A 12,590-nucleotide genomic window follows, 5' to 3' on the forward strand; every position below is an offset into this window, starting at 1 on the left:
TCGGGCCGAGCGGCTCGTTCATGATCTTCGTGTGCAGCTTGAGCACCGCGTCGATCAGCATCTCCGGACGCGGCGGGCAGCCGGGCAGGTACATGTCCACCGGCACCACGTGGTCGACGCCCTGCACGATCGCGTAGTTGTTGAACATGCCGCCGGACGAGGCGCACACGCCCATCGCCAGCACCCACTTCGGCTCGGGCATCTGGTCGTAGATCTGGCGCAGCACCGGCGCCATCTTCTGGCTCACCCGGCCGGCCACGATCATGAGGTCGGCCTGGCGCGGTGACGCGCGGAAGACCTCCATGCCGAACCGCGCCGAGTCGTAGCGCGGTGCGCCGAAGGTCATCATCTCGATCGCGCAGCACGCGAGGCCGAAGGTGGCGGGCCAGAGCGATGATTTGCGCGTCCAGTTGACCAGCTTCTCGACCGACGCCAGCAACACGCCGTCCGGCAGCTTCTCCTCGAGTCCCATGGCGTTCCCTCGGTCCTCAGTCCCAGTCGAGTCCGCCGCGACGCCAGACGTAGGCGTACGCGACGAACACGGTGACGATGAACAGGATGATCTCGACGAGGCCGAACAGGCCGAGCGACTTGTTCGCGACCGCGTAGGGGTACAGGAAGATCGTCTCGATGTCGAAGACGATGAACAGCATCGCGGTGAGGAAGTACTTGATCGGGAAGCGCTGCGGCCCGACCGGCTGCGGCGTCGGCTCGATGCCGCACTCGTAGAAGTCGAGCTTGGCCTTGTTGTAGCGCTTCGGACCGGTGATGCCCGCGATGATCACCGAGAAGAGCGCGAAGCCGAACGCGAGCGCGAAGAGCACGACGATCGGCATGTAGGGCGCGAGCATCAGGCGGCCTCCGTCCGGATCGCCGGGGTGATCTTCAGCAGCGCGTGGATGATCCGGTCGGACACGTCGCCGTCGCTCGGGTCGGTGAGGTTCGCCAGCAACTTCAGCACGAAGCGCATCAGCGCCGGGTGCGACATGCCGCGCTGGGTGCAGAGCCGCATGACCTCGGGGTTGCCGATCAGCTTCACGAAGATGCCGCCGAGGCGGTAGTAGGCACCCCACTCCTGCTGCATACGGCGCGGGTAGGCCTCGAGGGCACGCTCGCGGCTCGTGCCGGCCGGGCGGGCGAGCGCCTGGATCGCCGCCTCGGCGGCGAACTTGCCCGACTCGATCGCGTAGGGGATGCCCTCGCCGTTGAACGGATTCACCGAGCCGCCCGAGTCGCCGACGAGCAGCATGCCCCGCACGTAGTGCGGGGTGCGGTTGAACCCCATCGGCAGGGCGGCACCGCGGGTCGGGACGGTGGCGTTCTGCTCGCGCAGGCCCCACTCCTCCGGGGTGTTGTCCAGCCAGCGGGTGAGCAGCGCGCGGTAGTCGGTCTTCTGGAACCCCGCCGAGGAGTTGAGGACGCCGAGGCCGACGTTCACCGTGCCGTCGCCCATGCCGAAGATCCAGCCGTAGCCGGGCAGCAGGGTCGACTGGCCGATCGGACCGTCCCAGAGCTCGAGCCACGACTCGAGGTAGTCGTCGTTCGTCCGCGGGCTCGTGTAGTACCGGCGCACGGCCACGCCGAGCGGACGCTTGTCGTTGCGGTGCACGCCGAGCCCCTGGGCGAGCTTGCCCGAGACGCCCTCGCACGCCAGCACCAGCGGCGCGTCGACGAACACCGGCTGCTTGTCGGCGGTCTTGCCCTCGACGCCGATGACGCGTCCGGTGGCATCGGTGAGGGTGCCGGTGACGGTGATGTGCTCGTAGAGCCGTGCGCCGGCCTGCACGGCCTGGTTCGCCAGCATCGCGTCGAGGTCGGCCCGGGGGCGCACGAGGCCGTAGTTCGGGAAGCCGGCGAGGTCGGGCCAGTCGAGGTGCAGGCGGTGACCGCCGCCGATGACACGCAGCCCGCGGTTGTGCAGCCAGCCGGCCTCAGTGCTGACGTCGATGCCCATCTCGACGAGCGCGCGGGTGCCGCGCGGCGTCAGCCCGTCACCGCAGACCTTCTCGCGCGGGAAGGACGTCTTCTCCAGCAGGGCGACGTCCAGGCCGGCGGTCGCCAGCCAGTAGGCGGCGCTGCTGCCGGCCGGGCCGGCGCCGACCACCACGACGTCGGCCGACAGGCGGCCGCCGTCGTACGGTGTGGCCTGCGGCGTCACCGTCACTTCCGACACGGCGCTACTGGCCGATCCGGACATGTCGTGAGCTCCCGTTCTCCGGCGGTGCGACCGCTGCTCGTGCGCTTGTGAAAAGTGTCACGAGCCCAGCCACCGGCGAGTGTATGCCTCGCCACACCGGTTCTGGTCAGGGCGGGGTCAGGTCGGGCGGCGGCCGGATCGTCCGACCCGCCGCCGCCCCGGACGTTCGGCGACGATCAGCCGACGCCGAGCAGGTCGATCACGAAGATGAGGGTCTTGCCCGACAGGCGGTGTCCCCCGCCGGCCGGACCGTAGGCCTTGTGCGGCGGGATGGTCAGCCGACGGCGGCCGCCGACGCGCATGCCGGGGATGCCCTCCTGCCAGCCCTGAATGAGACCCTGCAGCGGGAACTGGATCGACTGGCCGCGGTCCCACGAGGCGTCGAACTGCTCGCCGCTGTCGAACTCGACACCGACGTAGTGGACGTCGACGCGGGCACCCGGCGTGGCCTCCGCACCGTCGCCGACGACGAGGTCCTCGATCTCGAGATCGGCGGGCGCGGGACCCTGGGGGGCATCGACTTCTGGCTTGGAAAGGGACATGGAAGGTATCCAAACACCCGTGACCGACACCGCGCCGACCGCCGTCCGATCAGCGACCACGACCGAACTGGACGTGCCGACGCTCTACCGGCTGCTGCGGCTGCGCAACGAGGTGTTCGTGGTCGAGCAGGCGTGCGTCTACCAGGACCTCGACGGCCGCGACCTCGAACCGGGCACCGTGCAGTTCTGGGTCGAGGAGGGCAATGCCGTGGTCGCGACGCTGCGGCTGCTGCACGACGCGTCCGGCGAGCGGCGCATCGGCCGGGTGGCGACCGCGGCATCCGCGCGGGGGCGCGGGCTCGCGGCCCGGCTGGTCGAGGCGGCGCTGGCGCAGGTTGGTGACGCCCCGGTCGTCCTGGACGCGCAGTCGTACCTGCAGGCCTGGTACGAGCGCTTCGGCTTCGAGGTCGAGGGCCCCGAGTTCGTCGAGGACGGGATCCCGCACGTGCCCATGCGCCGCGCCTCGGCCGGCGTCGAGGATCGCGTCGCGGCGGACTGACCGGGCGGTGTGTGGCGACGCTGCGGGCGGACACGCCGCGCCGGCCCCCGCAGGGACGCCACACACCCTCCGTCGAGGCCGGGATCCCGCACGTGCCCATGCGCCGCCTGTCTAAGGTCGCCGGGTGAGCGACGAGCGGGTGCCCCTGCATCCCTGGCCGGAGCCGGAACGGCCGTGGGTGAACCGCGATCCGGGGCTGCGCGGCGGGGTCGAGTACGCCGACCTGCACCTCGCGCAGCGGCTCGTGCAGAGCCGGCTGGCGGGTGCCGCGCCGCCGCCGGACGTCATGAAGGACGTGACCGAGCGGCTCGCCGAGGTGGCCGAGCTCCTCGCGGCACACCAGGTGCCGGAGGCCGACCGCTACGACGGGTGGCGCCCCGACCTGCCCGGACGCGGCCTGCCCGCCCTGCCCGCGTACGTCATCGACGACGAGACCGAGCACCGCGTGGCCGGACGCGTCACCTTCAGCCGCTTCTACCTCGGCGGCAACGGTGCCGTGCACGGCGGCGCGCACTCGCTGCTGTTCGACGACGTGCTCGGCCGGGTGATGAACCACCACCACCGCGGCGTCTCGCGGACGGCGTACCTGAAGGTCAACTACCGCCGCATCACGCCGATCGAGGTCGAGCTCACCTTCGAGGCCGTGCTCGACCGCGTCGAGGGACGCAAGCGGTTCGGCGCGGCACGGCTGTTCGACCCCTCGGGCGCGGTCGTGGCGGACGCGGACGCGCTTTTCCTCGAACTGCTGCCCGGTCAGCAGTAGGTCGGCAGCGCGGCGTCACTGCCGCCGTTCGTAGGCCTGCCGCTGTTCGATGGCGCGGGCGAGATCCGAGGCGTTGTCGACCTCGACGGCGAACAGGTCGCTGATGTCGACCGGGGTCACCCGCAGGCCGTCGTGCTCGACGGCGAGTTCGATGGCACGCTCGAAGTAGTCCTGGTCGTCGCACTGCTCGAGCCGCCTGATCAGCGTCGCCTTATCGGCGGCCGCGACCAGGTTGATGCCGACGGCCTCCCCCAGCGCGTCCGTGACCTGCTTCGAGAGGGCGTCGACGAACCCGTCGGCGCCGACGGTGTACTTGACCTCCTCGTCGGCCGTCGCCGCGGTGTTCACGGCGATCGCCGAGCGCCCGTCGTCCAGCAGCGGGCGCAGCCGGCGCAGCACCTCGGGGTCGAAGACGACATCGCCGTTCATCCAGATGACCGGCCCGTCGCTCGAGCCGCGCAGCGCCTTGAGCAGGCTCTTGGACGTGTTGGTCTGGTCGTAGTCCTCGTTGTAGGCGAACAGCAGGTCGGGCTGGGCCTCCATGAGCAGTTCGTGCTTGAAGCCGACCACCAGGATCACGCGGGCGTCGTCGCCGAAGACCGTGCGCACGTTGTCGACCTGCTGCTGCAGGATCGTGCGGCCGTCGTCGAGCGGCGTGAGCGGCTTCGGCATCGGCCGCTTGAGACGCGTGCCCATGCCTGCGGCGAGGATCGCGATCTGGACGGTGGCCACCGGGAATGCTCCGTTCGGTCGAGAGGTTCCGACGACGGTAGCGCCCACGCTGATCGAGAGGATCTGGTCATGGCCACAGCTCGCTGGAACGGCACCGTCATCGCCGAGAGCGACGACACCGTCGTCGTCGAGGGCAACCACTACTTCCCGCGTTCGTCGGTGCGCGAGGACGTGCTGCGCCCGTCGGACACGCACAGCGTCTGCCCGTGGAAGGGCACCGCCTCGTACTTCACCCTCGAGGTCGACGGCAAGACGAACCCGGACGCCGTCTGGTACTACCCCGAGCCCAAGGACGCGGCCAAGCAGATCACCGACCGCGTCGCCTTCTGGAAGGGCGTCGAGGTCACCGCGTAGCCGTCGGCGCCAGGGCCGCCCGTTCCTCGTCGGTGAGCGGGCGGGGCCTGCGGTCGTCGTCGAGCACGACCATGACGGTGCGTCCGACGCCGGCGACGTCGTCGCCGGCACGGATCTCGTGCCGCAACGTGAACGAGGTCGTGCCGACCCGCTCGCACGACACCTCGACGTCGACCGACCTCGTGCCGCCCGGGATCTGCGCGTCGTAGCTGCACTCGGCGTGCCGCACGACGATGTGGCCTCGCAGCGAGTGCGGCGTGGCGCGCAGGGCCTCGACGCGCGCCGTCTCCATGATCTCGAAGAAGGCGACGTTGGTGACGTGGTTGAGCGGGTCGAAGTCGGCGAAGCGGATCTGCACCCGCACGGTCATCTGCAGCACGCGCGCAGCGTAGAGCCGGGTGCCCGGCTCAGCTCGTCGCCGAGGCGGCCGATGGGATCTCCATGCGCCGATTCGCCCGGGCCGTCCTGTTCGCGTGCGTGCTGGTGACCGGCGTCGCGGTCGCCGCGCCGGCCGACGCGTCGACCTCGCTGGGCACCCCTGGGCACCAGCGCGTCGCCGCCGTGACGGCGACGTCGTTCACGGTCTCCACCGACCGCGCGGCGGGTGCCCGTTCGTACCGGCTGTTCGCGTCGACGACGTACTCGGACGTGTGGCTGGACAACCTGACGGCGGGGCACCACTCGACGGCGCTGCGCGTTGCTCGGGCCACCGCGCCACGCCTGACGATCGCCGGACTGCGCTACGGCACCGCCACCTGGTTCGTGCGCATGGAGGCGGTGGCCGGCGCCAGGCACCGGTACGCGAGCACGATCGTGCGGCTCGGCCTGCGTCCGTCGACGCCAAGCACGCTCCGGGCGCACTCGTCGGCGGCCGGCACCTGGCTGACGTGGGACGGCGTCGCGTCGACCGGCTACGACGTGCAGCAGGCGACGGACGCGGCGATGACCCGTGACGTGCGCACCTACGCCGTGCGCGCCTTCCGTTCGGCGGCCCAGCAGTTCACCCCGCCCGCGCGGACGGTCGGTCGCACCTACTACTGGCGCGTCCGCGCGTGGAACAACGGCACCCGCTCGGGCTGGACGACACCGGCGCACGCGACCGTCCGGACGCGACTGGGCCACCTGCGGCTGATGACCTACAACCTCCTCAACCTCAACAACACCGCCGAACCCGACGGCACACCGATCGCCCCCTGGTCGCAGCGAGCCGCCCCCGCCGCCACCGTGGTGCTGCAGCACCGTCCCGACGTCATCGGCGTCGAGGAGGGCGCCGAGTTCGTCGACGCCGGCCGCACGACCCGGCAGGTGCAGTCGTTCGTCGCGGCGTTGGACGCGCAGGGCGGTCACTTCGCCCTCGCGGACACCGCGACGCCCTTCACGACCGACACCCTCGGTCGCTATTCGGGCAACTACATCGCGTACGACACGACCGCAGTCGAGCAGGTCGGCAGCGGCGGGTACTGGACGCTCGACGACGACACGTCCTGCGGGCACAACGCGGTCTTCGCCGAGTTCCACCGGCTCGACTCGCCGGTGTCCTTCCTCTATGTCGTCACGCACGCCCCGAATCTCGGCACGGACGCGAACCGGCGCGACGAGACCGCGCGACTCATCGCGCTCGGATCGGCGGAGGCGGCGCAGCTGCACGTGCCGGTCGTCTACGGCGGTGACTTCAACTCGTACCCGCAGTGGGGTGCCCACCCCGTCGACGGTCCGCAGGTCGCGATGGCCGCCGCGGACATCGCCGACGACGAAACGGTGGCCCTCACGCGCACGAACGCCGCGTACAACACCATCAACGAGTACCGGAACCCGCCGGCGAGGTTCGGCACCCACATCGACTACCTGTGGCTGCCGCCGGGCGTCGCGGGCACCAGCTGGGACAACCAGCTGGTGCTGACGGGCGCCGGCCGCTTCCCCGGTGTGCCGCCCTCAGACCACAACCCGGTCAGCGGGGACGTCTGGATCCCCTTCGCCTGATCCGACCGTCCGGGGGACCTGATCAGACGTCGAAGCGGTAGCCGAAGCCCCGCAGTGTCGTGACCCGGGTCGTCGACCCGGCCAGCTTCACCCGCAGCCGCCGCACGTGCACGTCGACCGTGCGCCCGGTGCCGTAGCCCGGACCGTCCCAGGCCTGGTCGAGCAGCTGGGCCCGGGACAGCACCTGGCCGGCATGCTCGAGGAACGCCTGCAGCAGGCGGAACTCGCGGTGGGCAAGGGTGAGCGCCGGACCGTCGCCGACCCGGACGGTGTGCGCGCCGAGGTCCATGGTCACGTCGCCCGCCGTCAACCGGCGGGATGTCGACTCGGGGACGGCGACCAGCGCAGGCTGGCGCGCGAGCCGCTCGAGCGCATCGACGACCTGGTGCGTGTCAACGGAGGCCGGCAGCACCGCGACGACGACCGTGCCGTTCGCGGGGCGCGGCACGACAGGTGGCCACTCGTCGCGGATGTCGGACAGACGGATCAGCTCGGGCAGGGCGGTCATCATCGGCCTCCGGGTCGCGGAGACCTCAGCGTAGCGCTATATCGATATTTCCTGGTGACTTGCTAGACAAATACCTCGACGCCCTCAGCTGCGGGCTGGATCGGGCCGCCAGGGCCGGTACTCGCGTCCCTCGGCGTCCGCGGCCGTGCGGGCCGCGTCGAGCTGGTAGGCGGTGATGCCGCCCTCCTGCCAGGGACCGGCCGAGCCGAGGCGCACGGCGGCGGCGTCCTTCGCGACGATGCCGATCTCGTCGCGGATCACCGCCAGCGGCCGGTCGGCGAGCGCGAACCAATCGAGGTCGAGGAAGTCGTGGCTGCCGTTGGTGAGCGCGCCGCGGCGCATCGCGTCGGCCACCCGCGTCGCCATGCCGCTGGTGGACAGATGCCCGGCGTTCGCCTCGAACAGCCCGGCACCCGCGGCGAGGTAGCCGGTCTCGAACAGCGCAACCACCATCGCCAGCAGGCTGAACGCGCGCGGATCGTCGTTCGCCCGCGCCATGAAGGCGAAGACCTCGAGCTCGTTCTCGAGCGCCGTGCCGTAGCCCGCCAGCACGTGCACCCAGTCGTGCTGCGCGAGCAGGGGCGGCGCCGACCCAGGGCGTCCGGGGTGCACGAAGCCCCGGTCTGCGTAGAAGTCGGCGACACCGCGACCCAGCGTGCCGACCGGCAGCTCGCCGAGCGACGCCCACCGCGCAGCGAGCGCCGGGTCGTCGACGACCTGGCCCCACGACGTCTCGAGCTCGCTGGTGTGCAGCGCCGCCAGCCGCTCGGGGTCGAGCGAGCCGAGGTAGCCGTTGCGGACGAAGTCGACGTTGGCCAGTTCGAGCGCGCCGTCGGCGAAGCGCTCGGCGACGTCGATCATCTCGTCGCGCACGCCGAGCGCCGCGGCGAACGCCCGCAGCCGGTCGACGACGGCAGGCGGCAGCGGCCGCAGCACGAACGCCGCCAGCAGCATCACCTGGACGATCCGCGTCCGGAAGATCTCGTTGCGGCGGGCCAGCGCTGCGGCGAAGGCGTCAGGCGTGATCGGCACGACCGCGGTGTCGACGTCGTGGCCGGTCATCGAGTGGAACATCGCGCGGACGAGCAGGTCCTGCAGCGGCGTGAGGCCGTCGTCGCCGGCCACGGCCGAGACCACGCCGCGGGCGAGCACGGCGACCTCGCTCGCGTCCGGTGGGGTCAGCAGGATGTCCTCGGCCACCGCGGCACTGTACGACCCGCGAGGTGCGTGTGGGCACGAACGTGCGCGGCACGTCCTGTCGTCGGGAGCAGGGGGTGGAGCCGCCTCGGGGAATCGAACCCCGGACAACCTCATTACGAGTGAGGTGCTCTGCCGACTGAGCTAAGGCGGCGTGCACCGGGCTGGCCGGAGCAACTCGAGGAGTCTAACCGGTGGCGCTACTCCGGCGCCGGGGCGGGCTTGATCACGGCGAACATGGCGCCCTGGCCGTCGGACAGGTCGCCCCAGCGTCCATAGGGCATGTCCTCGGCCGCGCGCAGGATCACCCCGCCGAGCGACTGCGCCCGGCTCAGGGCGTCGTCGGCGTCGTCCACGGCGAAGTAGACGCGCCAGTGCGGCGGCACCTCCTTGGGCGCCTCCGCGGCCAGCACCCCCAGCCCGGCGACCGGCCGACCGTCGAGCACGACGGCCGAGTAGGGGTAGTCGCCACCGCCGAGCTCCTCGAAGGTGAAGCCGAAGACCGCGCCGTAGAACGCCTGCGCGCGTTCGTAGTCGTGGGTCATCAGCTCGTTCCACATCAGCGCGCCGGTCTCGTTCGTGCGCCGCGCGCCGTAGTGCTGCGCCGCCTGCCACAGACCGAAGGTGCCGCCGGTGGGGTCCTGGACGACCGCCATGCGGCCGAGCGGGCCGACGTCGAACGGTTCGGCGACGACGACGCCACCGTGCTCGCGCACCGCCGCCGCGGTCGCGTCGGCGTCGTCGGTGGCGAGATAGGTCGTCCAGACCGACGGGTGTCCCTCCATACCCGGCTGCTGCGGGCCGAGGCCGGCGACGGGCAGTCCGCCGACCTGCGCGATGACGTAGCCGCCGAACTCGGGGCCGCTGCCGAGCAGCTCCCAGCCGAACAGGCCGCGGTAGAACTCGGACGCCGCGTCGATGTCGGACGTCGTGAGGTCGACCCAGCAGGGGTAGCCGGGCGGCCAGGGGGTGTCGCGGGTGACCATGGCTGCTTCCCCTCCGCCGAGTTCGTCGTTCCGTCAAACCTAGGTTGTCCACGAGGCGACGGCGAGGGGCCGCGCATCGACGATCACCTGAACAGTGCCGGAACCGGGTCGTCCGGCGTGCTGCGGTGGCCGACAGTGGTGGTGTGGCAGTGGCCTACCGCGACCAGCCGGCCCCGCTGGCCATCGCGCACCGTGGCGGCGCGGGGTTAGCGGCCGAGAACACCCTCGAGGCGTTCAGCCGCTCGTACGCCCTCGGCCTGCGCTGCCTCGAGACCGACGTGCGCATCACCGCCGATGGCGGGCTCGTGGCCTTCCACGACGCCGGGCTGCGTCGCGCCACCGGTGCTCGCGGCCGGGTCGACTCGCGTCGGCTCACCGACATCGTGCAGCTGCCGGTGTTGGACGCCGGCCCGGTGCTCTCGCTCGGACAGCTGCTCGCGAGCTTCCCGGACGCCACATTCATGATCGACGTCAAGGACCGCGCCGCCGTCGAACCGCTCGCGCAGTTGCTGCAGGAGCACGAGGCCGTCGACCGGGTGTGCGCGGCCGCGCAGTGGGACAGCTGGACCGACGCGCTGCGCCGGCTCGTCGGGCCGCGGCTCACCACCGCCCTGAGCTGGCGGGCGTTGACTCGGCTCTGTCTGTCGAACCGCCCGCTGCGCCCGACGTCCGCGGTGTACGCCCACGTGCCCCTGCGCATCGGACGCGTGCGCGTCTTCGCCGACGACCTCGTCGCCCGCGCGCACGACGCCGGCCTGCGCGTCGTCGTCTGGACGGTGAACGAGCCGGTCACCATGCACCGCCTGCTCGACCGCGGCGTCGACGGCATCATCACCGACCGACCCGACCTGCTGCGCGAGGTGCTCATCGCGCGCGGGCAGTGGCATGCGCCGACCGACACCGGCGCGGTGGTGCCGGTCGGCTGACGCCGGCCGTCAGGTGTTGGCGGCGCGTCCGGTGAGGTGGTCGCGCAGGCGGTCGACCATCCCGACGCCCGGACCAGCGACGAGGTGGAACAGCTTGTTGTTCGGCGCCGCCGGGTGCGGACGCGTCGGCGCGATCTTCTTCGCGCCCTCGACCTGGACGCCGAGCTTCATCAGCTCCTCGGCCGGGATCTTCGCGCGCAGCTTCGGGAATTGGTCCTGCTCCTCGTCCTGGACGTGGTCGCGCAGCACGTCCTCGAGCTGGCCGAGCGTCTCGTCGAACGCGGCGTCGTCGGCCTTGAGGCCCTCGAGCTGCTTCATGAGCGTCTCGAGTTCCTCGTGTTCCTTGGTGTCGTGCTCGACGGCCTCGGCGCCGTCGTCGAGATGCTGCTTCATCGCGGGGTAGACGAACATCTCCTCGGCCACCGAGTGGCGCACGAGTTCGGCGATGAGCGTGTCGGTGAGGTCGCGGCGCTGGTCGCCTGCGGCGGCCTTGATCTGCTCGAGCAGCTGCAGCGCTTCGTGGTGGTCGGTCGTGAGGATGTCGACGACGTCCTGGTTCTGGTCTTCCTTCATGGCGATGGCTCCTTCGGCGTTGCGTGATCGCTCGCCCTGCGCCTACCCCCTCGACCGCGTGACGATGCGTGCCGCCCGGTCTTCGTGACGCCCATCGCCGTCGATGTCAGACGGCCGTGCCATCGTGCGGGTCATGCAGATCGCGCGGCACGTCATCGTCCTGGACGCACCGGATCTCGACGCCGAGACCTCGTTCTGAGCCGCAGTCCTCAGCGGCAGCGTCGTCGACACCTCCGACGACTGGCACAGCGTGCTCGTGGACGACCGGCCGGTGCTCGAGGTGCAGCTCGCGCCCGATCACGTCGCGCCCGACCGGCCCGCCAAGACCGTGCCGCAGCAGCTGCACCTCGACCTGTACGTGCCGGATCTGGTGGCCGCGCACGAGGAGGTCATGGCGCTCGGCGCCCGGCTGCTGCGACCGGCGGCGGAGCCGGACGGCACGTTCGTGGTCTACGCGGATCCCGGGCATCCGTTCTGCCTGTGTCGGGCTGGACTGACCGCGCTCCTTCCCGGATCTCTGGTGCCTCCGAGGGCGTGCTGCGCGCCGTGGTGACGCGCTCACAGCACTGCACGACCATGCCGCATTCCGAGCGCATCAGCGGTGCGCGCGCGACGCTTTTTGTCGTACCCCTGTTCTAGCTTCTTGGTATGACCGATGCGGCGATCCTCGAGCGGTTCGAGGTGCTGCACAAGGCGATCGACGCGTTCGGTGAGTGCGCCGCCGGTGGCGGGTTCGGGCAGTTGAGCGATGACGAGTTCATCGACCTGGCCCGTGACTTGGAAGCGCTGCGGCGGTCGTTGGGGACGGTCGACGACGCCGTGGTCACCGACGTGGAGCGGCGCGAGCTGCCGCACAAGCAGCTGACCCGCACCACCGCGGGGTTCCTGTCCGCGCTGTGGCGCCTCACCGCCGGCGAGGCCAGGCAGCGGGTGACCGCGGCGCGGCAATGCGGCACCCGGGTCGCGTTCTCCGGCGAACCGCTACCACCGCTGCGCCCACACCTCGCCGCCGCGAGAACCGCCGGGGTGGTGACACCGGCGCAGGTCGCGCTGATCGTGAAGACCCTCGCCGACCTGCCGCCCCGGCTCACCCCGCACCAGCTGGACGAGGCCGAACGGTCGCTGGTGCAGGCCGCGCACGCACTCAACCTGGCCGACCTGAAGATCGTGTGCGACAAACTCGCCTTCTGCTACGACCAGGACGGGCCCGCACCCGACGACCAGGTGCAGCAGGCCCGCCGGTTCCTCGACGCCCGACCGCTCTCGGACGGGATGGTCGCCGGCTCCTACCGCCTCGCCGGGGTCGACGGGGCGAAACTGCTCGCCTTCCTCG

The 12,590-nt window shown here is 71.2% G+C and carries 16 protein-coding genes, 1 tRNA gene and 1 pseudogene; 7 read left to right on the plus strand and 11 right to left on the minus strand.

What is annotated here, in order from left to right:
- The 4 genes from ACTHMS_RS20005 to ACTHMS_RS20020 form a co-directional block, all read right to left on the minus strand.
- The coding region (locus ACTHMS_RS20005; protein WP_440308422.1) for a NuoB/complex I 20 kDa subunit family protein at nucleotides 1–472 on the minus strand (472 nt) is incomplete at its 3' end.
- Nucleotides 473–488: 16 nt separating this feature from the next.
- Complete coding sequence (locus ACTHMS_RS20010) at nucleotides 489–851, minus strand: NADH-quinone oxidoreductase subunit A (RefSeq protein ID WP_440308423.1); 363 nt, start codon at nucleotides 849–851, stop codon at nucleotides 489–491.
- On the minus strand, nucleotides 851–2,197 hold the full coding sequence (locus ACTHMS_RS20015) for a geranylgeranyl reductase family protein (RefSeq protein ID WP_440308424.1): 1,347 nt from the start codon (nucleotides 2,195–2,197) through the stop codon (nucleotides 851–853). Before ACTHMS_RS20015 ends, ACTHMS_RS20010 begins: the two co-directional genes overlap by 1 nt.
- 176 nt (nucleotides 2,198–2,373) lie before the next feature.
- Entirely contained in the window at nucleotides 2,374–2,739 is a 366-nt protein-coding gene (locus ACTHMS_RS20020) for an FKBP-type peptidyl-prolyl cis-trans isomerase (protein ID WP_440308425.1), read from the minus strand.
- A 19-nt stretch (nucleotides 2,740–2,758) separates the two neighbouring features.
- Between ACTHMS_RS20020 and ACTHMS_RS20025 the strand changes: the two genes are divergently transcribed.
- Nucleotides 2,759–3,238, plus strand: a complete 480-nt coding sequence (locus tag ACTHMS_RS20025) for a GNAT family N-acetyltransferase (RefSeq protein WP_440308426.1) — start codon at nucleotides 2,759–2,761, stop codon at nucleotides 3,236–3,238.
- A gap of 124 nt (nucleotides 3,239–3,362) precedes the next feature.
- On the plus strand, nucleotides 3,363–4,001 hold the full coding sequence (locus ACTHMS_RS20030) for a PaaI family thioesterase (protein WP_440308427.1): 639 nt from the start codon (nucleotides 3,363–3,365) through the stop codon (nucleotides 3,999–4,001).
- A gap of 15 nt (nucleotides 4,002–4,016) precedes the next feature.
- On the opposite strand, the gene ACTHMS_RS20035 is transcribed toward ACTHMS_RS20030, so the two are convergent.
- A complete protein-coding gene (locus tag ACTHMS_RS20035; protein WP_440308428.1) occupies nucleotides 4,017–4,733 on the minus strand; it encodes an NTP transferase domain-containing protein in 717 nt (238 codons plus the stop codon).
- Between the two features lie 69 nt (nucleotides 4,734–4,802).
- Here ACTHMS_RS20035 and ACTHMS_RS20040 point away from each other — a divergent pair, with 69 nt between their 5' ends.
- Nucleotides 4,803–5,087 carry a DUF427 domain-containing protein gene (locus ACTHMS_RS20040; RefSeq protein WP_440308429.1) on the plus strand — a complete coding sequence of 95 codons (285 nt, stop codon included), beginning with the start codon at nucleotides 4,803–4,805 and terminating at the stop codon, nucleotides 5,085–5,087.
- On the opposite strand, the gene ACTHMS_RS20045 is transcribed toward ACTHMS_RS20040, so the two are convergent.
- Nucleotides 5,077–5,457 carry an acyl-CoA thioesterase gene (locus ACTHMS_RS20045; protein WP_440308437.1) on the minus strand — a complete coding sequence of 127 codons (381 nt, stop codon included), beginning with the start codon at nucleotides 5,455–5,457 and terminating at the stop codon, nucleotides 5,077–5,079. The two genes, ACTHMS_RS20040 and ACTHMS_RS20045, sit on opposite strands and share 11 nt — an antisense overlap.
- Before the next feature lie 71 nt (nucleotides 5,458–5,528).
- Here ACTHMS_RS20045 and ACTHMS_RS20050 point away from each other — a divergent pair, with 71 nt between their 5' ends.
- Nucleotides 5,529–7,067: an endonuclease/exonuclease/phosphatase family protein gene (locus ACTHMS_RS20050; protein ID WP_440308430.1), complete on the plus strand. Its 1,539-nt coding sequence runs from the start codon at nucleotides 5,529–5,531 to the stop codon at nucleotides 7,065–7,067.
- A gap of 22 nt (nucleotides 7,068–7,089) precedes the next feature.
- Here ACTHMS_RS20050 and ACTHMS_RS20055 read toward each other — a convergent pair whose 3' ends face one another.
- From ACTHMS_RS20055 to ACTHMS_RS20070, 4 genes are all read right to left on the minus strand, one after another.
- Nucleotides 7,090–7,578 carry a winged helix-turn-helix domain-containing protein gene (locus ACTHMS_RS20055; protein ID WP_440308431.1) on the minus strand — a complete coding sequence of 163 codons (489 nt, stop codon included), beginning with the start codon at nucleotides 7,576–7,578 and terminating at the stop codon, nucleotides 7,090–7,092.
- Between the two features lie 81 nt (nucleotides 7,579–7,659).
- The gene (locus tag ACTHMS_RS20060) at nucleotides 7,660–8,775 is read right to left on the minus strand and encodes a hypothetical protein (protein ID WP_440308432.1); all 1,116 of its coding nucleotides are present in this window, start codon (nucleotides 8,773–8,775) and stop codon (nucleotides 7,660–7,662) included.
- Nucleotides 8,776–8,850: 75 nt separating this feature from the next.
- A tRNA-Thr gene (locus ACTHMS_RS20065) sits at nucleotides 8,851–8,926 on the minus strand.
- Nucleotides 8,927–8,972: 46 nt separating this feature from the next.
- Entirely contained in the window at nucleotides 8,973–9,758 is a 786-nt protein-coding gene (locus ACTHMS_RS20070; RefSeq protein WP_440308433.1) for a VOC family protein, read from the minus strand.
- A gap of 143 nt (nucleotides 9,759–9,901) precedes the next feature.
- Here ACTHMS_RS20070 and ACTHMS_RS20075 point away from each other — a divergent pair, with 143 nt between their 5' ends.
- Entirely contained in the window at nucleotides 9,902–10,684 is a 783-nt protein-coding gene (locus tag ACTHMS_RS20075; protein WP_440308434.1) for a glycerophosphodiester phosphodiesterase family protein, read from the plus strand.
- Nucleotides 10,685–10,693: 9 nt separating this feature from the next.
- Here the strand turns inward: ACTHMS_RS20075 and ACTHMS_RS20080 are convergent, their stop codons facing one another.
- Complete coding sequence (locus ACTHMS_RS20080; protein ID WP_440308435.1) at nucleotides 10,694–11,257, minus strand: hemerythrin domain-containing protein; 564 nt, start codon at nucleotides 11,255–11,257, stop codon at nucleotides 10,694–10,696.
- A gap of 214 nt (nucleotides 11,258–11,471) precedes the next feature.
- Here ACTHMS_RS20080 and ACTHMS_RS20085 point away from each other — a divergent pair.
- Nucleotides 11,472–11,810 (plus strand): annotated as a pseudogene (locus ACTHMS_RS20085) (VOC family protein); the annotation flags it as partial.
- Between the two features lie 95 nt (nucleotides 11,811–11,905).
- On the plus strand, nucleotides 11,906–12,590 hold a 685-nt coding region (locus ACTHMS_RS20090), incomplete at its 3' end, for a DUF222 domain-containing protein (protein ID WP_440308436.1).

It is taken from the genome of Jatrophihabitans sp., assembly GCF_051960575.1.
Lineage (GTDB): Bacteria > Actinomycetota > Actinomycetes > Mycobacteriales > Jatrophihabitantaceae > JBQCEE01.

What these genes read in the sequence shown, in the direction of transcription:
- ACTHMS_RS20010 (WP_440308423.1), bottom strand. Translation starts at nt 851, where the DNA reads ATGCTCGCGCCCTACATGCCGATCGTCGTGCTCTTCGCGCTCGCGTTC.
- ACTHMS_RS20015 (WP_440308424.1), bottom strand. Translation starts at nt 2,197, where the DNA reads ATGTCCGGATCGGCCAGTAGCGCCGTGTCGGAAGTGACGGTGACGCCG.
- ACTHMS_RS20020 (WP_440308425.1), bottom strand. Translation starts at nt 2,739, where the DNA reads ATGTCCCTTTCCAAGCCAGAAGTCGATGCCCCCCAGGGTCCCGCGCCC.
- ACTHMS_RS20040 (WP_440308429.1), top strand. Translation starts at nt 4,803, where the DNA reads ATGGCCACAGCTCGCTGGAACGGCACCGTCATCGCCGAGAGCGACGAC.
- ACTHMS_RS20045 (WP_440308437.1), bottom strand. Translation starts at nt 5,457, where the DNA reads ATGACCGTGCGGGTGCAGATCCGCTTCGCCGACTTCGACCCGCTCAAC.
- ACTHMS_RS20050 (WP_440308430.1), top strand. Translation starts at nt 5,529, where the DNA reads ATGCGCCGATTCGCCCGGGCCGTCCTGTTCGCGTGCGTGCTGGTGACC.
- ACTHMS_RS20055 (WP_440308431.1), bottom strand. Translation starts at nt 7,578, where the DNA reads ATGATGACCGCCCTGCCCGAGCTGATCCGTCTGTCCGACATCCGCGAC.
- ACTHMS_RS20070 (WP_440308433.1), bottom strand. Translation starts at nt 9,758, where the DNA reads ATGGTCACCCGCGACACCCCCTGGCCGCCCGGCTACCCCTGCTGGGTC.
- ACTHMS_RS20080 (WP_440308435.1), bottom strand. Translation starts at nt 11,257, where the DNA reads ATGAAGGAAGACCAGAACCAGGACGTCGTCGACATCCTCACGACCGAC.